The following is a 23,240-nucleotide window of genomic DNA, read 5'->3' on the forward strand; positions in this document are numbered from 1 at the left end:
GCTTTCGTTGAGTTCCAAATCCCGTTCGGGCTGAGCCTGTCGAAGCCCTGTGGCCCAGATGGCAGGCAGGCCCTTCGACAAGCTCAGGGCGAACGGAAATTCAGCGTCAGGGCTGCGCGTTGGCCGCGGCGTCGTGCTTGTGCGTGGCGCGCTTGATGGCCGACACCGCCGCGTGCGCGGCCACGGCCGCGCCCACCGTGCCGGCGGCAGCGATGCCGACCTGGTCGGCATTGGCCTCGATGCCGAACTGATGGATGCCGCTCAGACGCTCGTAGAACGAGCCCTTGTCCCAGAAGCCGTCCTCGGAGCAGCCGATGCAGCCGTGGCCGGCCTTGATCGGGAAGCTCGTGCCGCCGTTCCACTGCACCGTGGAACAGGCGTTGTAGGTGGTGGGGCCCTTGCAGCCGACCTTGTAGAGGCAGTAGCCCTTGCGCGCGGACTCGTCGTCCCAGGCCTCCACGAACTGGCCGGCGTCGAAGTGCGGCCGGCGGTAGCACTTGTCGTGGATGCGCTGGCTGTAGAACATCTTGGGCCGGCCCTGGCGGTCCAGCTCGGGGATGCGGTCGAAGGTCAGCATGTAGGTGATGACGCCGGTCATCACTTCGGCGATGGGCGGGCAGCCGGGCACCTTGATGATGGGCTTGTCGGTGATGACCTTGTGCACCGGCACCGCCTGCGTCGGATTGGGCTTGGCGGCCTGCACGCAGCCCCAGGAGGCGCAGGAGCCCCAGGAGATCACGGCCTTGGCGTCCTTGGCCACGTGCCTGAGCTGCTCCACGAAGGGCCGGCCGCCGATGATGCAGCTCATGCCGTCCTGGTTCAGCGGCGGGTTGCCCTCCACGGCCAGGATGTAGTTGCCCTTGTACTTGCTCATGACCTCTTCGAGGATGGCCTCGGCCTGGTGGCCCGCCGACGCCATGAGCGTGTCGTCGTAGTCCAACGAGATCATGGACAGCACCACGTCCTTGGCCAGCGGGTGCGCGCTGCGGATGAAGGACTCGGAGCAGCAGGTGCACTCCAGCCCGTGCAGCCACAGCACCGGCGTGCGCGGCTTGGTCTCCATCGCGTGCGCGATCTGCGGCACGAAGGCCGGGCCCAGCCCCAGCGAGGTGGCGGTCAACGAGCAGTACTTGAGAAAGCTGCGCCGCGAGATGCCCTGCCGCCGCATCACCTCGTAGAAGGTCTCCATCCGTCTTCTCCGGTCTGTGGAACTGCCGCCCTTCCCCTGGCCGGGCGTTGCGCGAGGAATCACAAGTTCCATGCCGGCGGCACGGGCTCTGCGGGAGATCCCTGAGGGCACGTGCTAAAGCCTTGCGGCGCATCAAGTTTCAGGACCGGGTTCGTGAAGGGCTCGTGACCGGGTGCAGCGCCCCGTGGTCATGCGCCTTGCGGCGGCGCGGCCAAAGTGGAAGCGGTGCTTGCAGCGCCGGCCCGCCGGCCCGCCGGGCTGCGGGCGAATCGAGGCCGATGCCTAGGGTTTCCACCAGGATGCGGCGCCTGGGGTTGTCAGCCGGTGCAGGGGGTGCCGCTCCTACACTGCGCGGCATGAACCAGTCAGTACATTCCGCGCCGCGCACCGCGGCCGCCAAGGCGGAGACCACGCGGACGCACGACCCGGAGCGCACCATGGCCGACATCCTGGCCGTGGCCACGCGCGAGTTCGCCGACAAGGGGCTGGCCGGGGCACGCGTGGACGCCATCGCCGAGGCCACGCGCACCAGCAAGCGCATGCTCTATTACTACTTCGGCAACAAGGAGGGGCTGTACGTCGCGGTGCTGGAGAACGCCTACAGCGCCATGCGCGCCATCGAGGCCGAGCTGCACCTGGAGGACCTGGAGCCCGAGGCGGCGCTGCGCAAGCTGGTGTCCCACACCGTGGACTACCAGCGCGAGCACCCCGATTTCATCCGCCTGGTGATGAACGAGAACATGCACCGCGGCGAGTTCATGGCGCAGAGCAAGGTGATCCAGCAGCTCAACGTGCCCGCCATCGACGGGGTGCGCCGCATCTACGAGCGCGGTGTACGGGACGGCGTGTTTCGCCCCGGCCTGGACCCGGTGGACATCCACATGTCCATCAGCGCGCTGAGCGTGTTCAACGTCGCCAACCGCCACACCTTCTCGCTGATCTTCAAGCGCGACCTGGAAACCCCCGAGGCCATCGCCGCGCGGCGCGACAGCATCGTGGAGATGATCGTGCGCTTCGTGCGGCAGTGAGCCTGTCTGAGGCGGCCCGCCGCTTCAAGCTGCGGCTGTTGGCGCCCCGCTCCTGCGCCGCCGCACCGCCTCGATGAGCGAGGCCACCAGCTCCAGCAGCGCCTGGCTGTCCACGGGCTTGGTGAGGTGGTGGTCGAAGCCGGCCTCGCGGGCCAGGGCCTGGTCCGGCGCCCGGCCGTAGCCGGTGACGGCGATCAGGCCGGCCGCGCCCAGCACCGGGTCGCTGCGCCAGCGCCGGGCCACCTGGTAGCCGTCCAGGCGCGGCATGCCGATGTCGCACAGCGCCAGGTCCGGCGCGAAGTCCCTGGCGATGTCCAGCCCCTCCACGCCGTCGGCGGCGCAGCGCACCTCGTAGCCCTGGCCGCGCAGGATCTCGCCCATGGTCTCGCGCACGTCCTCGCTGTCGTCGATGACCAGCACGCGCGCGGCACCGGCGCTTCGGGCTGAGGGGCCCGGCGCCGCCGCGGCCGGCGGCGCTGCCGCGGCCAGCTGCGGCAGCGTGATGCAGAAGCGGCTGCCACGCCCCTCACCCTCGCTGTGCGCGCTGATGCGCCCGCCGTGCAGCGTGACCAGCGACCTGGCGATGGCCAGCCCCAGCCCGAGCCCGCCCTGCGTGCGCGCCGCGGCCTGGGCGCCCTGCACGAAGGGCTCGAACACCTGCGGCAGCAGCGCCGGGGCGATGCCCATGCCGGTGTCGGCCACGCACAGCTGCACCTCGCCGCCGTCGGACGCCAGCGAGGCCGTGACCGTGCCGCCGGCGTCGGTGAACTTGCAGGCGTTGACCAGCAGGTTGGTGAGCACCTGCAGCAGCCGCGTGCGGTCGCCGCGCACGTGCACCGGCGCCGCGGGCAGCTCCAGCCTGCAGCTCAGGCGCTTGTCGCGCACGGCGGGCTGCACGGTTTCCATCGCATCGGCCAGCAGCGCCGCGAGGTCCACGGGCTCCAGCGCCAGCGTGACGCGCCCTTCGGCGATGCGCGCCACGTCGAGCAGGTCATCGACCAGCCGCGTGAGGTGGCGCACCTGGCGCCCGATGACCTGGCGCGCGAGCTCGTGCGCGCGCGGCTCGGGCTTGTCCAGCAGGGTCAGTGCCGTGACGATGGGGTGCAGCGGGTTGCGCAGCTCGTGGCCGAGCATGGCCAGGAACTCGTCCTTGGCGCGGCTGGCGCGCTCGGCCTGGCGGCGTGCCTCCTCGGCCTGCGCGAACAGCCGCGCGTTGTCCAGCGCCAGCGCCGCGCGGTCGCCCAGTTGTGTGAGCATCGTCATGTCGGCGTCGTCGAAGCGCCGGCCCGATTCGGCCTGCAGCACCACCAGCGCGCCCAGGGTGCGCCCGCGCGCCACCAGCGGCACCATCAGCGAGTCGTGCACGCCCAGGATGCGCACCAGCTCGGCGAAGTCGGGGTCGGTGATGAGGCGGATGTTCTCCGGCGTCACGCTGCCGCGCTGGGGCTTGGCGTGGCGGATGGTCCAGTCGACCGACCCTGGCACCGTGGCGGAGGCGCGCCAACGCCGCGAATGGGCCTCGGCCCGCGCCGCCAGCCCGGCATCCTGGTGATGCACCAGCGCCACCGACGGCTGGCCTTGGGCATCGACCAGGTCGATGCGGCACCAGTCCACGACCGCGGGCACGAGCAGCCGGGCGATGGTGCGCAGCGTCGCGGGCGTGTCCAGCGTCTGCGACAGCTCGCTGCTGGCCGCGGCCAGCAGTTGCATGCGGCGCTGCGCGGACTCGGCCGCCAGCCGGGCGCGGCGCTCCGCCGCCAGCAGGCGCACGTTGGCCAGCGCCGGCGCGACCAGGTCGGCGATGTCCTGGGCCAGGGCCACGTCCTGCGCGCCGTGCCGGCGCCCGGAGCGGCCCATGAACAGTGTCAGCGCGCCCACGAGCTCGCCGCTGAAGCGCAGGGGCACGCTGACCATCGAGCCGAAGGCCAGCCCGCGCAGCGCGGCCAGGTGGGCCTCGTCGCCACGCGCCACGCGCCGGTACCAGGCGTCGTCGATGTCGGGGTGCACCGCCGGCACACCGCTGGACAGCGCGCACAGGTTCATGCCGTCGTCGCGCTCCTGGTGCGCCCAGCGCGTGGGCCGCAGCAACGCCTCGGTCGCCGGGTCCTCGTGGGCGCGCGCGGTGCGGACCACCTCGGTGCCCAGGTCCACGTCGAAGAAGCCGAAATCGCCCAGCAGCGGCAGGCAGGACTGCAGGACGTTGGCGGCCAGTTGCTCGAAGCTGGCCGAGGAGCACACCAGCGCCGCGCAGCGCTGCAACGCCAACAGGTGCCCGGAACTGTGTGTTCTGCTCATCGCCGCGGGGTGGGGTCGCGCCCGCCGGGAGTCGGCGGGCTTGACGGAGCTCAATGCAACAGCCCCAAGGCTACCGCAGCGGGGACCCGCGGCCGCCGCGCCGGCCCTTGGCCCCGAAGCCTTGGCTCGGCCGCCTCACTGGGACGCCGTGGCGACCGCTCGCGAGGAGTGGGCGTCGCGGCCCGGAGCCGCGACCGTGCCGGACGGCGAATGCGCGCCCAAATGCCTCGGGCTCAGCCCGTCATGTACCGCTTGATGGCGTGCAGCACGTCGGCATGTGCCTCGGTGAAATCCAGGCCGATCAGAAAGCCGCCCTGCTGGGCGCTGAGAATGCTGTGATGGACCCTGGCGTGGAGCCTGATGGGCACGCTGCCGTGCTCCATGAGCGGCAGGCGGAAATGCACCTCGCACTTGCAGCCCTGGGGCAAATTCAACGGCGCCACGACCCCCATGCCAGACGAGGCGATGAAATAAGTGCGGCCTTCGAGCTGTTCGCGGTTCGACAGCACCAGCATGGCGCGGGTCCTGAGCGTCCGCTTCTCGACTTCGCGGTCTGCTGAATCCCAATGCCCAAGAATTCCGGCTTCGATTGACATGCCCATGTTCTTGTCCATTTGGCAGTGTGATTTGGCAGTGTGCTGCTTGATTGAACGCTGTCTGTTTCCGGCGGCAGCTGGATTCTTTTAGAACCTGGCCCGGCTGGCATCGCACTGAATACAGCCGGGTGCGAACGAATACTTTTTCAGCGAAGGTTCTGCATGTTCGGCTACCTGTGACTTTGTTTGATTGTTTGCAACATTGTTCCCGGATGGCCTGTGACGAAGTTCACGCTTTTGCCCCTCGTGGCCTGCTTGCATGCTGTCCCGCACCCGGCGGTTGGTCAGTCTGCGGTGCGGCACCTTGGCGGCCGGAACCGGTTGTTCCGGTCGGTGAGCTCGGCAACCACTGCCCGCCAGCCAGGCCGGCCCTGGCTGTGCGCGTTCAGGTGTCGGCGGGCGTGCGCGGCAGCCGCACCGTGAAGCGCGTACCGGCGGATGCGGACGATTCCACGTCCACGCCGCCCCCATGCGCCCGCGCGATCTGGTCGACGATGAACAGGCCCAGGCCGATGTTGCCCACCGGCGCTCCCTGGCGCAGGGCGCCCCGGCGCAGCGGCTCGAACAGCGTGTCGCGCAGCTCCCCGGGAATCGGCTCGCCCTCGTTGTGCACGCTCAGGCCGACGCCGTCCTCGTTGCCGCCCACGTCAACCGTCACCGGCCGGTCGGGCGCGCCGTAGGCCAGCGCGTTGGTCACCAGGTTGGTCACGACCTGGGCCAGCCGGTCCGCGTCCCAGATGCCGGCGCCGTCGCCCGAGAGCCGCAGCACGAGCTCGCGGCCCGGGTGCGTGGAGCGCAGCTCCTCGACGGCTTCCGAAACCAGCGCATGCAGGTCGGTCGAGGCGCGGTTGATGGGGATGCCGCTGCCCAGCCGGGCCTGAGTGAAGTCGAGCAGGTCGTGGATGAGGCGCAGCGACTTCTTGCCGCTGGTCTTGATGCGCGCCACGCACTGCTGCAGCTCCGGCGGCAGCTTGGCCGAGCGCTCCAGGATCGCCACGTTGAGCATGATCACGCTCAGCGGGTTGCGCAGGTCGTGCGAGGCGATGCCCACGAACATCTCGGCGAACTGCACCTGTTGGCGCAGCAGCTCCTGCGCCTTGCTGGCCGCCTGCTGGGCCTCGTACAGCTTCAGCGCGGCCAGGATGCCGGTGCCCAGCCGCTGCGCGCTGAGGTTGGCCTTGGCGACGTAGTCGGAGGCGCCGGCCTTCATCAGCTCCACGGCCAGCGCCTCGTCGCCTTGGCCCGTGAGCATGATCACCGGCGTGTCAATGCCCATGGCGCGCACGCGCCGCAGCACGTCCAGGCCATCGAGCCGCGGCAGGTGGAAGTCCAGCAGCACGCAGTCGAAGCTGCCGGCCAGCAGCGCCTCGATGGCCGCGGCGGCGTCGCCGGCCTCGACGATGCTGGCGTGCAGCTCGCTGCCGCGCAGCATGCGCTGCACCGCCATGCGGTCGAGCTCGTCGTCATCGACGAGCAGCAGGCGCAGCGGCTTCATGCCCGGCTCCTGCGGCGGTCGGTGCCACGGGCGCGCGCCGTCATGGCATCTCCACCAGGGTCCAGTACTTCTGCAGCGTCGCCATGAGGTCCACGAAGGTCGTGAAGGTCACGGGCTTGAGCAAATAGCCGGCCACGTTCAGGTTGTAGGCCTCGACCTTGTCCTGGTCCTCGTTGGAGGTGGTCAGCACCACGACCGAGGTGGCGCGCAGCCGGGCATCGGCGCGCAGCTCGCGCAAGAACTCGATGCCGTTCATGCGCGGCATGTTGAGGTCCAGCAGCACCAGCAGCCGGCCCTGCGGCACCCGGCCGTCGCGCAGCATCTGCAGCGCCTCCAGCCCGTTGCCGGCGGTGTAGACCGGGTTGGCGAGATTGGCCTTGGTGAAGGCGCGCCGGACGTTCATCACGTCCACCTCGTCATCGTCGACGAGCAGGATGTTGAGCACACGCGGATCGGTCATGCCATTCCTTGTTGCAGTTGCTTGGGCCAGGTGAAGAAAAAGGTCGCGCCCGCACCTTCAGCGGACACCACCCAGGCCCGGCCGCCGCGGGCCTCCACCGTCTTGCGCACGATGGACAGCCCGATGCCGGTGCCCTCGACCTTGTCGCGGGCCTCCAGGGTCTGGAATATGGCCCAGATGCGCTCCTGGTACTGCGCCGGGATGCCGGGCCCGTTGTCCGCCACCGAGAACTCCCAGCAGCGCCCGTCGTCGCGCGCGGCCACGCGCACCTCGCCCCGCTCCCCGGCGGCATGCTTGAGCGCGTTGCCCACCAGGTTCATGAACACCTGCTGCAGCGCCGTGCGGTCGGCCAGCACCACGGGCATGGGCGGCACGATCTCGATGCGCATGCCCGGCGGCGGCGCCAGCAGCTCCACCACCTCGCGCAGCAGCTCGCCCACGTCCACCTGCACCGGGTCGGCCAGCACGCGCCCGGCGCGGCTGTACTGCAGGATGCCGTCGATCAGCGCCTCCATGCGGTGCACGCGGCCCTGCAGCAGCCGGGTGTACTGGGCGATCTGCTCCCCCTGCTCGCCCAGGTCTTCCTGTATCCACTGCGCCAGGTTGGCGATGCCGCGCAGCGGCGCCTTCAGGTCGTGGCTGGTGACGTAGGCGAACTGGTCGAGCTCCTTGTTGACCGCGTCGAGCCGCGCCTTCTGGGCCTCGGCCCGCTCGCGCGCCTCGCGCTCGCGCTGCAGCAGCTGCAGGTTCTCCAGCACCACGCCGGCCTGTGCCGCCAGGCCTTCCACCAGCCGCTCGTGCCCGGCCTGGAAGCGCCCCGGCTCGGGGTGGCCCAGCAGCAGCGCGCCCAGCACGCGGCCCGCGCGCGTGCGCACGCCCGCGCCCAGGTAGCTCACCACCGGCGGATGGCCCTCGGGCATGCCGTGGTAGGGCGGGTTGCGGCCGAACAGCGGGCTCTGGCGCACGTCGTCGAGCCGCACGGTGCGGCCCTCGAAGGTGGCGCCGAACAGCGCGGTGGCGCGCACCGGCGGGAAGCGCCGGAAGGCCTCGATGTCGGAACCCGACAGCGTGTAGAGGCCGAAGTGCCCGCCCGCGTCGGGCTGGTTGTGGAAGTAGGCGCCGAAGGCCGCGCCGGTGAGCCGCGTGGCCTCGTCGGTCAGGCGCTGCAGCAGCTCGTCGACGTCGGGCTCGGAGCCCAGCGCCAGCGCGATCTCCGACAGCGACTCGGCCAGGTGGCGTTGCGCGCGTTCGCCCTCCAGGGCACGCGAGCGGGCCTGGGCGATGGCCTCGGTGCGCCGGCGCGCGCGCAGCTGCGAGCGGGTGAGAAAGAACAGCAGCAGCGCGATGCCCGTACCCGCCAGCGCCGTGGCCGGGGGCAGTAGCGCCTCGGACGAGGCCTGGTGCAGCGGCACGAACTCCACCGTCCAAGGCTGGCCGCCGAAGCTGAAGCCGCGCAGCAGCCCGGCTCCTGGCGCGCCGGGCTGCTGCGGCTGCGCGTCGTGCAGCAGCTGCGCCACATCGGGCTTGGCCGCGGCATACACGCGCACATGGGCCAGCGGCGCGCTGGCCGAGAACAGGCCGCGGAAGAAGTCCGGCGCGCGCAGCGGCGCGTACACGAAGCCCAGCAGGCGCTGGCGCCGCTCCTGCACCGAGCCCGGCTCGGGCCCGGCGCCGTAGATCGGCTTGAAGATCAGGAAGCCGGCCTTCTTCTCGGGCTCGATCTCCTGGCGCAGCGTCACGCGGCCGGTCATGGCGACGTTGCCGCTGTCGCGCGCACGGGCCATGGCCTCGGCGCGCCGGGGCTCGGAGAACATGTCGTAGCCCAGCGCGGCGCGGTTGCGCTCGTCCAGCGGCTCCAGGTAGAGGATGCTGAAGGTCCATTCGCGCCAGCCCGGGGGCATGACGCTGAAGCCGTCGAGGCCCTCGCGGCGCGCGGCCGCCTCGAACTCGGCCACCCGCGCCGGGTCCACGCGCGGGCTGTAGCCGATGCCCTGGACGCTGGGATAGTCGCGCCGCACGTTGAGGCGGCTGACGTAGTCGTGGAAGCGGCCATGGTCCAGCGCCGGGCCCTCGACGCTGACGAAGGCGCGGGTGCCGCGCAGCAGCGCCACGTAGGTGGCCATGCGCGAATGCAGGGCGCCCATGTCGGCCTCGATGGCGGCCCGCAGCGCCATGCCCTGGCGCGCCTCCACCGCGCGCTGGGCCATGAAGCTCGCCACCAGCGTCAGGGCCAGCGCCGCGCCCAGCACGCTCCACGGCCAGGCCGCCGACAGCGTCCATTCGCGCCATGCGTTCCGGGCAGTCAGGGCAGGGGTCGCAACCGACATGAAACGATCCGGCCAGTCACGGCAATGAGGGACGGCCATTTTGTCAGCAGCGTCGCCTTGCGCCCGCCGGGGCCTTCCCCCAGCGGCGGCTTGGACCACGGCGTGGGACATTTCCGGGCGTTTTCCTAAATCAGCCCGTGAATCGGAAGGCCATCGGCCTGAGTATTGGCATTAAGCGTGGACCTTTGTTTGAGTTATTCCGCATCCGGGGCGTGCGCGGATGCGCCTGCAACCTGGGCCTGAAAGTTGCCTGCTGCTGGGTCCGTACCTGGCGCTGCCGTGATGAAAACCGAAGCCCGAGACCTACAGCTGTGTGAAAACCTGGGCCAGCAGCGCACCGAATGGGCCGTCACGCGCGTGCTCTGGCCCCTGCTTTATGCGCTGCTGATCGCCATTGCCTTCGGGCTGCTGGGCCAAGGGCCGCTCGCCAGGGCGAAAGTCGAAGGGGAAAACGGTGCCTTGATATTGGAATACAAGCGCTTCGCCACGGCAAAATCATCGACGTCGCTGGTCGTGAAAATCCAGGGGGCCGCCGGCCAGGGGCGTGTCCTGCTCAGCCGTGAATATCTGAGCAAGGTGGAAATACAGAAGGTCAGTCCCGAGCCCGACAAGATGGTCGCGGACGCCGAGGGCCTGGTCTACGTCTTCAACACCGCGTCCGCCGCCCCGGTCGAAGTGCGCTTCAGCGTGGAGCCCCGGACAGTGGGCCAGCTCAAGGGCTGGCTGGCCCTGAACGGCGGGGAAAAGCGCCATTTCAGCCAGTTCATCTACCCTTGACCCAGGAGCAGGCGCATGGATCTGTTTTTACGCACCGTCGCCGTCTATATTTTCCTGCTGATCATTTTGCGGCTCGCGGGCAAGCGCACGCTGTCGGAAATGTCCACCTTCGATTTCATTCTGGTGCTGATCATCAGCGAGGCGACCCAGAATGCGCTGGTTGACGATGACCGTTCGCTGACCAATGGCCTGGCGGTGATTCTCACGCTGGTGGCGCTGGACCGGCTGGCGGCGGTGGTGAAACGCCGCTCCCAGCGCGTGGAGCAGATTCTGGAAGGCACGCCGCTGATGCTGGTGGACCATGGCCGGGTGCTGGAGGAGCGGATGAAGAAATCCAACGTCACCCTCGAAGATATCCTGCAGTCTGCCCGGCTCCATCAGGGTATCGCGCGCCTGGACCAGATCAAATATGCCGTGCTCGAAGCCAGCGGCGGCATTTCCATCATTCCTGTCGATGAAAATGCCGAGCTGGACCAGAGAATCGAGGCGGCCGTCACCCGGGCCCTGGCCCGCCACAACGAAACGGTGGCCAGTCCGCGCTGATCTGGGGCGCGCACGTTTCGCCCAAGATATAACAAATTGCATCCTGCCCTTTGGGGTGGCTCATTTTTGATGCCCGTCAACAGCCGGGGCCGCAAAGCTTTCACGATGAGGCGCAGCAGCAGGGAGATGTAACGCTGGCGCTCAGCCTGGGTTTTACGCGCCTGACTTTCTCGTTCTGAAAGTCAGTGGGTGCCGGCGCGTGCCGCCGGAGCATGGTTCCATGCCTGGCTGTTCTCCTCCGGTGCTGCCCTGGGCCCGGCATGGGGTCGAACGACGTATTTGCAAAGGAGCAGGCCATGGGATGCAAGACATTTTCCAAGCTGGCGGCGGTATCGGTCGTGCTCTGTGCGAGCGCTTCTGCCCATTCGCAAAAAATGCTTCTTCCAGACCCCAATGTCTCTCAGGTCACGACGCATGTCTTTTCAGGTTCGTGGCAGGAAGAAAGAGCGGGTACGGTATACCACCTGGTGCTGCGGGTGCGCAGCGATATTTTCCTGCATGACCCGACCCAAAATACTACGTCCATCAAGCTCCAAGAGTTCTACAGCAATGAAAGCTCCGGAGCCTATGGGAGCCGATCCGCATGGAACTGCATTGTGGAAGGGGCGTTCCTTGCCATGAAGACGGACTCGGCAAATTTCAGTGCGACGGTGGATTTCAATAAGTGTGGAATATTTGGCGGCGAGCAATATGATCCCGTCACCAATACCTCGACTCCTTGGTCATTTCCTGCGTCGTTTTCGGTTGAACTCAAGGTTGTCGAGCCGACGATCTCGTTCCAGTCAATGGTCGTAAGCGTCGCCAGGGATCAGATTTCTGGCGCGCAATCCAAAAGTAACTGCCAGACCGCCTCCAAGGAAGGCGGCGTGGGCACCATATTGGTTGATGCGGTTGTAAAACCGATCAACCAAGGAGGGCAGTTCATCCGCAGTCTCTGCAAGAATATTTGAGGCTGCTCCATCGCTGTCGTCAAATCCGTATTGTTTGCCTGTGTCAGAGGGTTCTTGCGGATTTGAGGCGACGTCTTCAATATGCCGGGATACTCTCCGAAGGAGTAGGTCATGGAACGCAAATCGTTCATTGGACTGGGTTTGGTCGTTGCCGTGCTTTGCAGGGTCGATTCCGCATGCTCCCAGTCTTTTCTGCCGTTCAACCCCAACGTTTCTCATGTGAAAATCGAAAGCATATGGGGGGTTTGGGAGGAGGAGTCCGTGGGGACCGTGTTTCGGCTGTCGGCTGCGGCGCGTACCGAAACTGATTTGTCGGGTCCGCCCAGGAGCGGTACGTTGGTCGATGTCTGGGAAACCTACCGCAATGACAGCACAGGAGCTTATGGAGCGCGTTATGCGAGCGATTGCTTCGTGGGCGGCGCAACGGTGAGCGTGCAGGTCGAGTCGGCTCATTTCAGCGCTCTGCTGGACATGAGCAAATGCCTGAGTCAAGGCGGAAATATCTACGATCCAGCCAGCAATACGTGGAGTGCCTGGAGCTTTCCGGCGGCATTTCCTGTGATTCTTGATATTGCCAATGCGACCGGCGGCTCAAAATCCAATAGCGTCGGCGTTCGCAAAAACCTGGTTTCTGGTGAGCAAACTAAATACAACTGCCAGTCCAATACCGGGGATGGCGGCGTCAGGCAAATGTCCGTGGGAGCAGTAACTAAACCCATGAATTCCGTGGGTCAGTTCACTGCCGAGGTTTGCAAGAGTATTTGAGACATTGCCAGGCAGAAACCGCTCGTGCGCCTGGCGCCGCTGTCCAGGCGCTGCGAGGCCCGCATCGGGGCTTCGCAGCTGCCGCGTGGGATCAGCCTCGTTTCAGATCGCCGGCCGGGACGGCGGGAACAGCCTGGCCAGGATTTCATAGGCGTGCACCCGCGCCGCGTGGTCGAACACCTGTGCAGTGACCATCAGCTCGTCCGCACCCGTGCGCTCGATGAAGTCCTCCATCTGCCGGCGCACCGTCTGCGGCGCGCCGATGGCCGAGCAGGCCAGCGTGCGCTCCACCATCACGCGCTCGGCCATCGGCAGCCGCTCTAGGTAATCGGGCACCGGCGGCGGCAGCGGCGTGGCGCGCCCGGCATAGAGGTTCACGAAGGCCTGCTGCATCGAGCTCGCCAGCGTCCGGGCTTCCTCGTCGCTGTCCGCCGCGAAGACGTTGTAGCCCAGCATCACGTAGGGCCGCTGCAGGTGCGCCGAGGGGCGGAACTCGCGCCGGTAGAGCTCGACGGCGGCGTCCAGCATGGTGGGCGCGAAGTGCGAGGCAAAGGCGTAGGGCAGGCCCAGGTGCGCCGCGAGCTGCGCCCCGAACAGGCTGGAGCCCAGGACCCACACCGGCACGCGCAGCCCTTCGCCCGGGATGGCGCGCAGCTTCTGGCCTGGACGCGCCGGGCCGAAGTAGGCCAGCAGCTCGGCCACGTCCTGCGGGAACTCGTCCGCCGCCTCCGGGCCGCGCTGGCGCCGCAGCGCGCGGGCCGTGGCCGGGTCGGAGCCCGGGGCGCGGCCCAGGCCCAGGTCGATGCGCCCGGGGTACAGCGTCTCCAGCGTGCCGAACTGCTCGGCAATCACCAGGGGCGAGTGGTTGGGCAGCATCACGCCGCCGGCGCCGACGCGGATGGCGCTCGTGGCCCCGGCCACATGGCCGATGAGCACCGCGGTGGCGGCGCTGGCGATGCCGGGCATGCCGTGGTGCTCCGCCAGCCAGTAGCGGTTGAAGCCCCAGCGCTCGGCATGCCGGGCCAGGTCCACGCTGTTGCGGAAGGATTGGGCGGCGTCGCCGCCTTCGACGATCGGGGCGAGATCGAGTACGGAAAGAGGAACCATGGGCCGATGGTGCCCGCCGCGGCGGCATCGCGCCGGGACCACCGCGCGACGCCCTGCCCGGGCTGGGGCGTTGGCCGCCGTGGCGCCTCAGGCCCCGGGCTGCCGCCGCAGCCGCAATGCGCCGGCCAGGCCCTCCTCGGTGACGGGCTTGGTCAGGTGGCCGTCGAAGCCCGCTTCCCGGGCCCGCTGCTGGTCGCGCTCGCTGCCCCAGCCGGTCACGGCCACCAGCACCGTGCCCGACAGCTCGGCCATGCCGCGCAGCCGATCTGCCACCTCGTAGCCGTTCAGGCCGGGCATGCCGATGTCGAGGAACACCAGGTCAGGCCGCTGCGCCCGCGCCGCCGCGAGGGCCTGCCGGCCGTCGTGTTCGACCTGCACGGCGTGGCCTTCCATCTGCAGCAGCAGCGCCAGCGTCTCCGCGGCGTCCACGTTGTCGTCGACCACCAGCACCCGGCGCTGCCGCGCGGCCCGAGGTTGGGCACGGCGGGCTTCGTCCTCGGTCCGGGCCGCGACCGGTGCACCGCACAGCGGCAGCTCCACGGTGAACGTGCTGCCCTGGTCCGGCCCGGCGCTGTGCGCGCTGATGTGCCCCTCGTGCAGCTCGACGAGGCGCTTGGCCAGCGACAGGCCGATGCCCAGCCCGCCCTGGGAGCGGTCCAGCGCGCTGCCGACCTGCGTGAACAGGTCGAACACCTTGCCCAGCATGTCGCGCGGGATGCCGATGCCGTCGTCGCTGACCGCGATGGCCAGCCGCTGGCCCGGGCGGCATTGGGCGCTGAGCGTGATGTGCCCGCCCTGGCGCGTGTACTTGGCGGCGTTGTTGAGCAGGTTGCTCAGCACCTGGGCCAGCCGCGTCGCGTCGGCCCACAGCAGCACGGTGTCCTGCGGCAGCTGCACCGCCAGTTGGTGGCCGGCGGCCTCGATCAGCGGTCGGCTGGTCTCCAGCGCGAGCTCCAGCACCGCGTTGAGCGAGACCACGGCTTTCTTCAGCTCGACCTTGCCCTGGCTGACGCGCGACACGTCGAGCAGGTCATCGACCAGGCGCACGAGCTGGGCGAGCTGGCGCTCCATGAGCTCGCGCGCCCGCACTCCCACCGGGCTGCCGGCGTCGGCATGGCGCAGGATGGCCAGGCCGTTGGCGATGGGCGCCAGCGGGTTGCGCAGCTCGTGCGCCAGCGTGGCCAGGAACTCGTCCTTGCGCACGTCGGCCTCGCGCAGCGCCTCCTCGGCCAGCTTGCGCTCGGTGATGTCCTGCACCGTGCCGCGCATGCCGATGACCGTGCCGTCCGCGTTGCGGATCGCGGTGCCGCGTGCGATGACCCAGATCGGCTCGCCGCCGCGGAAGGCGCGCACGTCGATGGAGTGGCTGCTGCCGTGCGCCAGGGTCTGCTGCACCGCGGCGTTCAGGCGCTCCCAGTCCTGCGGGGGATAGAGCACACCGGCCTGGCGGCTGAAGGGCGGGATCTGGTCCGGCGAGTCCAGGCCGAAGATGCGCAGCAGCTCGGGCGACGGCTCGGTGAGGTCGGTGCGCGCGTCCCAGGTCCACCCGCCCAGGCGCGCCAGGCTCTGCGCCTCGCGCAGCTCGGCTTCGCGCTCGCGCAGCGCCTGCTCGGCCCGCTTGCGCTGCGTGATGTCGGTGAACAGCAAGGCCACCTTGTGCTCCTGCGGCTGCCCGACGCGGAAGGCGAAGGCGTCGAACCAGCGGCCCATCGACGCGGCATGTTCCTCGAAGCGCAGGGACTCGCCGGTGCGGGCCACGCGGCCATAGGTCTCCACCCAGGTCGGCTCGATGCCCGGCACCAACTCGCGGATGGTGCGGCCCCGCGCGCCGGCCATGCCGGTGTGGCGCTCGAAGGCCGGGTTCAGCTCCAGGAAGCGGTAGTCATGGGGCCGGCCCTCGGCGTCGAACAGCATCTGCACGATGCAGAAGCCCTCGTCGATGGACTCGAACAGCGTGCGGTAGCGCTGCTCGCTGAGCACGAAGGCCTGCTCCGCCGCCTTGCGCTGCGTGATCTCCAGGAACAGCACCGAGAACTGCCCGGGACCGATGGCCCGGGCCCGCGCCTCGTACCAGCGGTCGTTGAGCGCGGGGATGTGGACCTCGAACTCCAGCGGCTCGCCGCTGTCCACGACCCGGGCGTAGGTGGCGACGAGCTCATCGGGCACGCCGGGGATCACCTCGCGCACCGGGCGGCCCAGCGCCGTCCTGGCCGGGATGCCGGTCAGGCGCTCGAAGGCCGGGTTCACCTCCACGAAGTTGAAATCGACCATGTGCCCGGCCGCGTCGCGCAGGGCCTCGCCGATGAAGAAGCCCTCGCCCATGCGCTCGAACAGGCCGCGCCACTTGGCCTCGCTCTCGCGCAGCGCCTGCTCGGTGCGGCCGCGCTCGATGAGCTCGCGCGTGCGCTCGGCGACCTCGTTCATCAGCTCGACCTCGTGCGCCGTCCAGGGCCGCGCGGCGCGCTGGTTCAAGTAGACGATCGTGCGCAGCCGCCCGGCCTTGAACAGCGGCACCACCAGGATGGCGCGCGTATCCACCTCGTGCGAGGTCCGCAGGGCGGCCAAGTCGCTGGTCAGCGGATGCTCGCGCACGTTGGCGATCACGATGGTCTGGCCCGCGCGCAGGCGGTCGATGACCTGCTGCCCGAAAGCGCTGGCCGGGAAGCACCCCATCAGCGGCGGCACGCTGCCGTCAGTCCAGCACACGTCGTAGTCGATCAGGTCGAGCTGCTCGTCCACATGGCCGTAGCCGACCCGGTTCACGCCAAAGTGGCTGCCCAGCTGCGCGCTGACCTGCTCCAGGATCGAACGGGTGTCGCCATGGCCGCGCAACACGTCGGTCAGCATCAGCAGGAAGCGTTGCCGCTCCGCGGCGTGGGACTCGGGATTGGGGGACAACATCGTGGCGCTCATCTCCTGTTCAGGGCCAAGCCCTGCTTCTGCGCATCGGCAGCAGGCGGGCCCGGCGGCGTGCAGTGTGACGCCGAACCCGGCCGGCCCAGGCGGCCGGCCCGGCGGTGCGCCATGCCCCTGAGCTTGGCAAGTCTCTTGCATGGGCATGTGCTCACTTCGAGAACGCCGATGAGCGCCGACCTGATCCTGATCGCGAGTGCCCAAGAAGCGCGGCTGCTGACCCGCGCCGATTCCGAGGCGGAGCTGGTCGTGCTGGAGACGCTGCGCTGGACGGGCTCGCACCTGGGCGCCGGCATGGCGCGGCCCATGGCGCTGCCGCCGGGCCGCGGGGTGTCCTCCGTGCCGCTGGACCCGCGGCGCAGGCAGTGGCGCGAGTTCGCCGGCGTGGTGGCCCGTCGCTTCGAGGAGCTGCTGGCGCAGCGGCATTTCGACCGTGCGCTGCTGTTTGCCGCCTGCCCGTTCCTGAGCGAGCTCATGCGCCAGCTCAGCCGCGCCACCAAGCAGCAGCTGCTGGCGGTGGTCGATGCCGACATCATCGACCTGAAACTGCCGCAGACCTTGCAGCGTATCGAGCAAGAACTGCAAGCCGCCGAGGCGGCGCTGGCCTGAGCCGCAGCGCCGGCAGCCTCTACATTGACCGCCCCGCCGGCCTCCCGGTCCGGGGCTGATGCCCACCCGCGCCCTTCTGCAGGAAACTTGATTGCCGCTTCCCGCGGCGGACCGGGTGCGACTGCATGGTCAACGACATGCCCCACCCGTCCTTGTTGCGGTGCGGCTAGGGGTTTGTCCGGGGTCAAGAAAACGAACCAGTTCGTACATTAACGCCTCGCGGCGCTCCCAGCCGCTTTTTTGATGCCGAGCCGGCGCCGCGCGCGCGGTGCAAAGAACGGAGACATGCTCATGAACCGATTCCTCGACGCCTACTGCCGCGTGCTGGATGCGCTCATTGCCCTCGCGCTGGCGATCATGGTGGTGCTGGTGTTTGGCAACGTGGTGCTGCGCTACGCCTTCAACTCCGGCATCACCGTCAGCGAGGAGGTGTCGCGCTGGCTGTTCGTGTGGCTGACCTTCCTGGGCGCCATCGTCGCCATCAAGGAGCACGGCCACCTGGGCACCGACATGCTCGTGTCGCGGCTGGGCAAGACCGGCAAGAAGGTGTGCCTGGTCATCAGCCAGCTCGCCATGCTCTACGTCACCTGGCTGCTGTTCCAGGGCAGCCTGGCGCAGGCCCAGATCAACGTCGACGTGCAGGCGCCGGTCACGGGCGCCTCGGTGGCGATCTTCTACGCCTCGGGCGTGTTCTTTGCCGTCTCGGCCGCGCTGCTGCTGCTGCGCGAGCTGCTGCGCACGCTCACCGGCAAGGTCCGCGACGAGGAACTGGTGATGGTGCAGGAGTCCGAGGACCTGGCCGCGCTGCACGACCTGCACCTAGACGAGCCCATGAAGCTCGACGGCCAGCCGCCCCGCACCACGCCCCAGCGCTGAGCCCGCCGACCACCGCACAAGGACTCCACCATGACCGTCTTCATCTTCCTGGGCTCGCTGCTGGGCGCCATGGCGCTGGGCATTCCCATCGCCTACTCGCTGCTGGTCTCGGGCGTGGCGCTGATGTGGCACCTGGACATGTTCGATGCGCAGATCCTGGCGCAGAACGTCATCAACGGCGCCGACTCCTTCCCGCTGCTCGCGGTCCCGTTCTTCATGCTCGCCGGCGAGATCATGAACGTCGGCGGCCTCTCGGCGCGCATCGTCAAGCTCGCGCTCACGCTCGTGGGCCACAAGCGCGGCGGCCTGGGGTTCGTGGCCATCCTGGCCGCGTGCATGCTCGCGGCGCTGTCGGGCTCGGCGGTGGCCGACACCGCGGCGCTGGCCGCGCTGCTGCTGCCCATGATGGTCAAGGCCGGACATGACAAGGCCAAGAGCGGCGGCCTCATCGCCTCGGCGGGCATCATCGCGCCGGTCATCCCGCCGTCCATCGGCTTCGTGATCTTCGGCGTCGCGGCCAACGTCTCCATCTCCAAGCTGTTCCTCGCGGGCATCGTGCCGGGCATCCTCATGGGCGGCGCCATCGCCATCGCCTGGTACATCGTGGCCAAGCGCGAGAACATCCAGCCCCCGCCCAAGGCCAGCTTCAGGGAGCAGCTCGCGGCGCTGCGCGAGTCGCTGTGGGCGCTGGGGCTGCCGGTGATCGTGATCGTGGGCCTGAAGATGGGCGTCTTCACCCCGACCGAGGCCGCCGTGGTGGCCGCTGTCTACGCGCTGCTGGTGTCGATGCTGGTGTACCGCGAGATGAAGCTGCACCAGCTCTACGAGGTGTTCGTCTCCGCGGCCAAGACCACCGCCGTGATCATGTTCCTGGTCGCCGCGGCGATGGTGTCGGCCTGGCTCATCACGGTGGCCGACATCCCCAGCCAGATGATCAGCCTGCTGGAGCCCTTCATGGGCAACCAGACGCTGCTGCTCATCGCCATCATGTTCCTGGTGATGGCCGTGGGCACCGCCATGGACATGACGCCCACCATCCTGATCATGACCCCGGTGCTCATGCCCGTGATCAAGGCCGCAGGGATCGATCCGGTGTACTTCGGCGTGCTGTTCATCATCAACAACGCCATCGGCCTGATCACGCCGCCGGTGGGCACGGTGCTCAACGTCGTGGCCGGCGTGGGCCGCATGAAGATGGACGAGGTCACCCGTGGCGTGATCCCGTTCATGACCGCGCAGTTCATCGTCATGTTCCTGATGGTGCTCTTCCCCGCCATCGTCACCGTGCCGGCGCGCTGGTTCGCCGGTTGACGCGGCAACGGCCGGTGTGCCCGCGGGCGCATCGGCCAGTCATCCCGGCCCTGTGGGCCCGCGTTATCCGAACTTCCCTACACGATTCCCCGGAGACCCTTTCCATGAAGCTCGTCCGTCGTTCCCTCGTGGCCCTTGCCGCCGCCGTCCTGCTGCCCGTAGCCGCCCAGGCCCAGGTGCGGGAGCACAACATCAAGTTCGCGTTCCAGAACCCCAAGGAACATCCGCAGGGCATGGGCGCGCAGAAGTTCGCCGACCTGGTGGCGCAGAAGTCCGGCGGCAAGATGCAGGTGAAGCTCTTCCCCGGTGGCACGCTGGGCGGTGACGTGCAGACCGTCTCCGCGCTGCAGGGCGGCACGGTGGAGATGACGGTGCTCAACGCCGGCATCCTGCAGTCGCAGGTCAAGGAATTCGCGGTCTACGACTTTCCCTTCCTGTTCAACAACGCCCAGGAAGCCGACGCCGTGACCGACGGCGCCTTCGGCAAGAACCTGTTCACCAAGCTCGAAGCCAAGAACCTGGTGGGCCTGAGCTACTGGGACCTGGGCTTCCGCCACCTCACCAACAGCAAGCGACCCATCAACAAGGCCGAGGACATCGCCGGCCTGAAGATCCGCGTCATCCAATCGCCGATCTACATCGACCTCTTCAACGCGCTGGGCGCCAACGCCACCCCCATGCCCTTCCCCGAGGTCTACCCGGCGCTGGAGCAGAAGGCCATCGACGGCCAGGAGAACCCGACCACCGTCATCCGCGCCAACAAGTTCAACGAGGTGCAGAAGCACCTTGCGCTCACGCGCCACATCTACAACCCGCAGGCGCTGGTCGTGAGCAAGAAGTTCTGGGACAAGCTCAACGCCGAAGAGAAGAAGGTCGTCACCGAGGCCGCCGCCGCCGCCACCACCTACCAGCGCGGCATCTCGCGCACCCAGGCCGACCAGGCGCTGGACGACCTGAAGAAGGCCGGCATGCAGGTCACCGAGCTGCCGCCGGCCGAGGTCGAGAAGCTGCGCGCCAAGGTCAAGCCCGTGATCGACAAGCAGACCGCCGTGGTCGGTGCCGACACCGTCAAGGCGCTCACCGCCGAGATCGCCAAGGTCCGCAAGTAAGCACCGCGCTGCGAGGGGCGGCCGCGGCCGCCCCTTTTCTTTGCCTTCACGACTTCGAGAGCCCGCCATGGACGCCCCCACCCCCATCGATTTCCCTCACCACAAGCTGCTCGTGGGCCTGATCGGCGCGGGCATCCAGCGCTCGCTCACGCCGGCGATGCAGGAGGAGGAGGCCCGCCACCACGGCCTGCGCCTGCACTACCAGCTCATCGACCTGGACACCACGAAGTCCGGCCCCGAGCTGCTGCCCACGCTGCTCACCGCCGTGCGCACCATGGGCTTCGCGGGCCTGAACATCACCTTCCCGTGCAAGCAGGCCGTCATCCCGCTGCTGGACGATCTTTCCGACGAGGCGCGCGCCATGGGCGCGGTCAACACCGTGGTGCACCGCGACGGCAAGCTCATCGGCCACAACACCGACGGCTCGGGCTGGTCCTGGAATTTCAAACGCCAGCTCCCCGATGCCGACCTCTCGCGCGTGCTGCTGCTGGGCACCGGCGGCGCCGGCTCGGCCATCGCCCATGCCGCGCTGCGCATGGGCGTGAAGGAGCTGCGCCTCTACGACGTGGACCCGGCCCGCGCGAAAGGGCTGGCCGCCGAGCTCAACCGCCTCTACGGTGCGGGCCGCGCCGTGGCCGCGAGCGACATCGCCGCCGGCATCGCCGACGCCACCGGCCTGATCCACGCCACCCCGATGGGCATGGACAAGATGCCAGGGCTGCCGCTGGCCGAGGAGCTGTTGCGCCCGGAACTGTGGGTGTCCGAGGTGGTGTACTTCCCCATCGACACCGCGCTGCTCAAGGCCGCGCGCGCCAAGGGCTGCCGCACCGTGGACGGCGGCGGCATGGCCGTGGGCCAGGCCGTGGGCGCCTTCAGGCTCTTCACCGGCCGCGAACCCGATGCCGGGCGCATCGACGCCCATTTCCGCCGCCTGCTGGCCGAGCGCGCGTCCTGATTCCGCAAGCCGAGGAGGTCCATGCCCATGCGCCGCTCCATCGCCACCGTTTCGCTGTCGGGCACGCTGCGCGACAAGCTGCAGGCCATCGCCGCCGCGCGCTTTGACGGCATCGAGCTGTTCGAGCCCGATTTCACCAACGCGCGGATGTCCGCCGCCGAGCTGCGCACGCAGTGCGAGGACCTGGGCTTGCGCATCGAGCTGTTCCAGCCCTTCCGGGATTTCGAAGGCATGCCGCAGGCGGCCTTCGAGCGCAGCCTGGAGCGTGCGGAGAAGAAATTCGACCTGATGGAGGCGCTGGGCTGCCCGCTGATGCTGGTGTGCTCCAACACCTCGCCGCTGGCCCTGCCCGATCCGGCGCTCGCGGCCGAGCAGCTGCGAGCGCTGGCCGAGCGTGCCGCGCGACGCAACCTGCGCATCGGCTTCGAGGCGCTGGCCTGGGGCCGCCATGTGAAGCTGTGGCGCCAGGCCTGGGACATCGTGCAGCGCGTGGACCACCCGCACCTGGGCCTGATCGTGGACAGCTTCCACACCTTCTCGCTCAAGGACAGCCCGCAGGGCATCGCCGACGTGGGCGAGAAGCTGTTCTTCGTGCAGATGGCCGACGCGCCGCTGATGGGCCTGGACGTGATCGACTGGGCCCGTCACCACCGCAACTTCCCCGGCCAGGGGCAGTTCGACGTGGTGGGCTTCTTCGAGCAGTGCGTGCGCGCGGGCTACAGCGGGCCGCTGTCGCTGGAGATCTTCAACGACGTGTTCCGCGCCACGCCGAACCGCCGCATCGCGGTGGACGCCATGCGCTCGCTGCTGTGGCTGGAAGGCGAGGTGCGGCACCGCCTGGAGCAGGCCGGCGCGCAGGACGCCGCCGCGGCGCAGCTGCTGCAGCGCCAGGAGCTGTTCGACCCGCCGCCGGTGCCGGCCTTCAACGGTGTGAGCTTCATCGAGTTCGCGGTGGACGGCGCGCATGCCGAAAGCCTGGGCGAGCTGCTGCGGCAACTGGGTTTTCAGTTCGCCGGCCGGCACCGCTCCAAGGCCGTGACGCTGTTCCGCCAGGGCGGCATCCGCATCGTGCTCAACCAGCAGGCCACCTCGGCCGCGCGCGAGCGTTTCAGCGTGCAGGGGCCCTCGGTGTGTGCCCTGGGCTTGCGCACCGGTGACCCGGTCGGGGCCCTCAACCGGGCCACGGCGCTGCAGTCGGCGCGTTACGAGGCGCCCACCGGCGCGGGCGAGCAGCGGCTGCCTTCCATCGTCTCGCCCGGCGGCGTGATCGTGCACTTCGTGGACGAGGCGCTGGGCGAGAACGGCCTGTTCGAGAAGGATTTCATCCTGGAGGCCGAAGACGGCGCCGCGGGTGCCGGGCTGCAGGCCATCGACCACCTGGCCATCGGCCTGACGCCGGACCGGCTCGACACCTGGGTGCTGTTCTGCCGCGCCGTGCTGGGGCTGGACGCCGCCGACGCGGTGAAGTTCGCCGATCCCTTCGGCCTGATCCGCAGCACCGGCATGAGCGACGCCGCGCGGCGGCTGCGGCTGGTGCTCAACATGAGCATGAGCGAGCGCACGCGCATGGCGCAGGCCGCCCAGGCCAGCGGCGGCGTGGGCGTGCAGCACATCGCCTTCGCCAGCGGCGACCTGCTGGCCTCGGTGGAGCGGCTCAAGGCCACGGGCCTGCGCTTCGTGCCGATTTCCGACAACTACTACGACGACCTGCCCACGCGCTTCGAGCTGGACGCGGCCTTCGTGGAGCGGCTGCGCGCGGCCGGCATCCTGTTCGACCGCAGTGCGCAGGGCGACTACCTGCATGCCTACACCGAGCCCTATGCCGGCGCGGGCTTCTTCTTCGAGCTGGTGCAGCGCCTGGACGATTACGACGGCTACGGCGCCGTCAACGCCCCGGCACGCATGGCCTCGCAGGCGCAGGAGGAACGGCAGTAG

At 68.9% G+C, this 23,240-nt stretch carries 19 protein-coding genes; 11 read left to right on the forward strand and 8 right to left on the reverse strand.

Going from position 1 to position 23,240, the window contains the following annotated elements:
- Window positions 1-106: 106 nt before the first annotated feature.
- Window positions 107-1,189, reverse strand: coding sequence for a hydrogenase small subunit (locus tag HHL10_RS12215; RefSeq protein WP_169160641.1), 1,083 nt, complete (start codon window positions 1,187-1,189; stop codon window positions 107-109).
- 356 nt (window positions 1,190-1,545) lie between these two features.
- Between HHL10_RS12215 and HHL10_RS12220 the strand changes: the two genes are divergently transcribed.
- Complete coding sequence (locus tag HHL10_RS12220) at window positions 1,546-2,217, forward strand: TetR/AcrR family transcriptional regulator (RefSeq protein ID WP_169160642.1); 672 nt, start codon at window positions 1,546-1,548, stop codon at window positions 2,215-2,217.
- 24 nt (window positions 2,218-2,241) lie between these two features.
- Here HHL10_RS12220 and HHL10_RS12225 read toward each other — a convergent pair whose 3' ends face one another.
- From HHL10_RS12225 to HHL10_RS12245, 5 genes are all read right to left on the reverse strand, one after another.
- Window positions 2,242-4,512 carry a hybrid sensor histidine kinase/response regulator gene (locus HHL10_RS12225; protein ID WP_169160643.1) on the reverse strand — a complete coding sequence of 757 codons (2,271 nt, stop codon included), beginning with the start codon at window positions 4,510-4,512 and terminating at the stop codon, window positions 2,242-2,244.
- Window positions 4,513-4,745: 233 nt separating this feature from the next.
- Complete coding sequence (locus tag HHL10_RS12230) at window positions 4,746-5,126, reverse strand: PilZ domain-containing protein (RefSeq protein ID WP_169160644.1); 381 nt, start codon at window positions 5,124-5,126, stop codon at window positions 4,746-4,748.
- 367 nt (window positions 5,127-5,493) lie between these two features.
- A complete protein-coding gene (locus HHL10_RS12235) occupies window positions 5,494-6,603 on the reverse strand; it encodes a hybrid sensor histidine kinase/response regulator (RefSeq protein WP_169160645.1) in 1,110 nt (369 codons plus the stop codon).
- Between the two features lie 40 nt (window positions 6,604-6,643).
- Window positions 6,644-7,063 carry a response regulator gene (locus HHL10_RS12240; RefSeq protein ID WP_169160646.1) on the reverse strand — a complete coding sequence of 140 codons (420 nt, stop codon included), beginning with the start codon at window positions 7,061-7,063 and terminating at the stop codon, window positions 6,644-6,646.
- A complete protein-coding gene (locus HHL10_RS12245) occupies window positions 7,060-9,390 on the reverse strand; it encodes a CHASE domain-containing protein (protein ID WP_169160647.1) in 2,331 nt (776 codons plus the stop codon). The genes HHL10_RS12240 and HHL10_RS12245 overlap by 4 nt, the downstream gene beginning before the upstream one ends.
- 282 nt (window positions 9,391-9,672) lie before the next feature.
- On the opposite strand from HHL10_RS12245, the gene HHL10_RS12250 reads away from it, so the two are divergent.
- From HHL10_RS12250 to HHL10_RS12265, 4 genes are all read left to right on the forward strand, one after another.
- Window positions 9,673-10,167, forward strand: coding sequence for a hypothetical protein (locus HHL10_RS12250; protein WP_169160648.1), 495 nt, complete (start codon window positions 9,673-9,675; stop codon window positions 10,165-10,167).
- A gap of 15 nt (window positions 10,168-10,182) precedes the next feature.
- Window positions 10,183-10,710 carry a DUF421 domain-containing protein gene (locus HHL10_RS12255; protein ID WP_169160649.1) on the forward strand — a complete coding sequence of 176 codons (528 nt, stop codon included), beginning with the start codon at window positions 10,183-10,185 and terminating at the stop codon, window positions 10,708-10,710.
- A gap of 296 nt (window positions 10,711-11,006) precedes the next feature.
- On the forward strand, window positions 11,007-11,660 hold the full coding sequence (locus HHL10_RS12260) for a hypothetical protein (protein WP_169160650.1): 654 nt from the start codon (window positions 11,007-11,009) through the stop codon (window positions 11,658-11,660).
- Window positions 11,661-11,771: 111 nt separating this feature from the next.
- Complete coding sequence (locus HHL10_RS12265; RefSeq protein WP_169160651.1) at window positions 11,772-12,425, forward strand: hypothetical protein; 654 nt, start codon at window positions 11,772-11,774, stop codon at window positions 12,423-12,425.
- Between the two features lie 102 nt (window positions 12,426-12,527).
- Here the strand turns inward: HHL10_RS12265 and HHL10_RS12270 are convergent, their stop codons facing one another.
- Window positions 12,528-13,532 (reverse strand): LLM class flavin-dependent oxidoreductase, encoded by a 1,005-nt coding sequence (locus tag HHL10_RS12270; RefSeq protein ID WP_169160652.1) that lies wholly within the window; start codon window positions 13,530-13,532, stop codon window positions 12,528-12,530.
- Window positions 13,533-13,619: 87 nt separating this feature from the next.
- The gene (locus HHL10_RS12275; RefSeq protein ID WP_169160653.1) at window positions 13,620-16,433 is read right to left on the reverse strand and encodes a PAS domain S-box protein; all 2,814 of its coding nucleotides are present in this window, start codon (window positions 16,431-16,433) and stop codon (window positions 13,620-13,622) included.
- A gap of 180 nt (window positions 16,434-16,613) precedes the next feature.
- Between HHL10_RS12275 and HHL10_RS12280 the strand changes: the two genes are divergently transcribed.
- The 6 genes from HHL10_RS12280 to HHL10_RS12305 all read left to right on the forward strand — a co-directional run bounded on the left by HHL10_RS12280 (window position 16,614) and on the right by HHL10_RS12305 (window position 23,240).
- Window positions 16,614-17,054: a host attachment protein gene (locus HHL10_RS12280; RefSeq protein WP_169160654.1), complete on the forward strand. Its 441-nt coding sequence runs from the start codon at window positions 16,614-16,616 to the stop codon at window positions 17,052-17,054.
- A gap of 291 nt (window positions 17,055-17,345) precedes the next feature.
- Window positions 17,346-17,930: a TRAP transporter small permease gene (locus HHL10_RS12285; RefSeq protein ID WP_169160655.1), complete on the forward strand. Its 585-nt coding sequence runs from the start codon at window positions 17,346-17,348 to the stop codon at window positions 17,928-17,930.
- Window positions 17,931-17,960: 30 nt separating this feature from the next.
- A complete protein-coding gene (locus HHL10_RS12290) occupies window positions 17,961-19,241 on the forward strand; it encodes a TRAP transporter large permease subunit (protein ID WP_169160656.1) in 1,281 nt (426 codons plus the stop codon).
- Window positions 19,242-19,345: 104 nt separating this feature from the next.
- Window positions 19,346-20,350 (forward strand): TRAP transporter substrate-binding protein, encoded by a 1,005-nt coding sequence (locus tag HHL10_RS12295; protein WP_169160657.1) that lies wholly within the window; start codon window positions 19,346-19,348, stop codon window positions 20,348-20,350.
- Between the two features lie 67 nt (window positions 20,351-20,417).
- Window positions 20,418-21,305: a shikimate dehydrogenase gene (locus HHL10_RS12300; protein WP_169160658.1), complete on the forward strand. Its 888-nt coding sequence runs from the start codon at window positions 20,418-20,420 to the stop codon at window positions 21,303-21,305.
- A 27-nt stretch (window positions 21,306-21,332) separates the two neighbouring features.
- On the forward strand, window positions 21,333-23,240 hold the full coding sequence (locus tag HHL10_RS12305) for a bifunctional sugar phosphate isomerase/epimerase/4-hydroxyphenylpyruvate dioxygenase family protein (protein WP_169160817.1): 1,908 nt from the start codon (window positions 21,333-21,335) through the stop codon (window positions 23,238-23,240).

Source organism: Azohydromonas caseinilytica (assembly GCF_012927045.1).
In the GTDB taxonomy this organism is placed as follows: Bacteria; Pseudomonadota; Gammaproteobacteria; order Burkholderiales; family Burkholderiaceae_C; genus Azohydromonas; species Azohydromonas caseinilytica.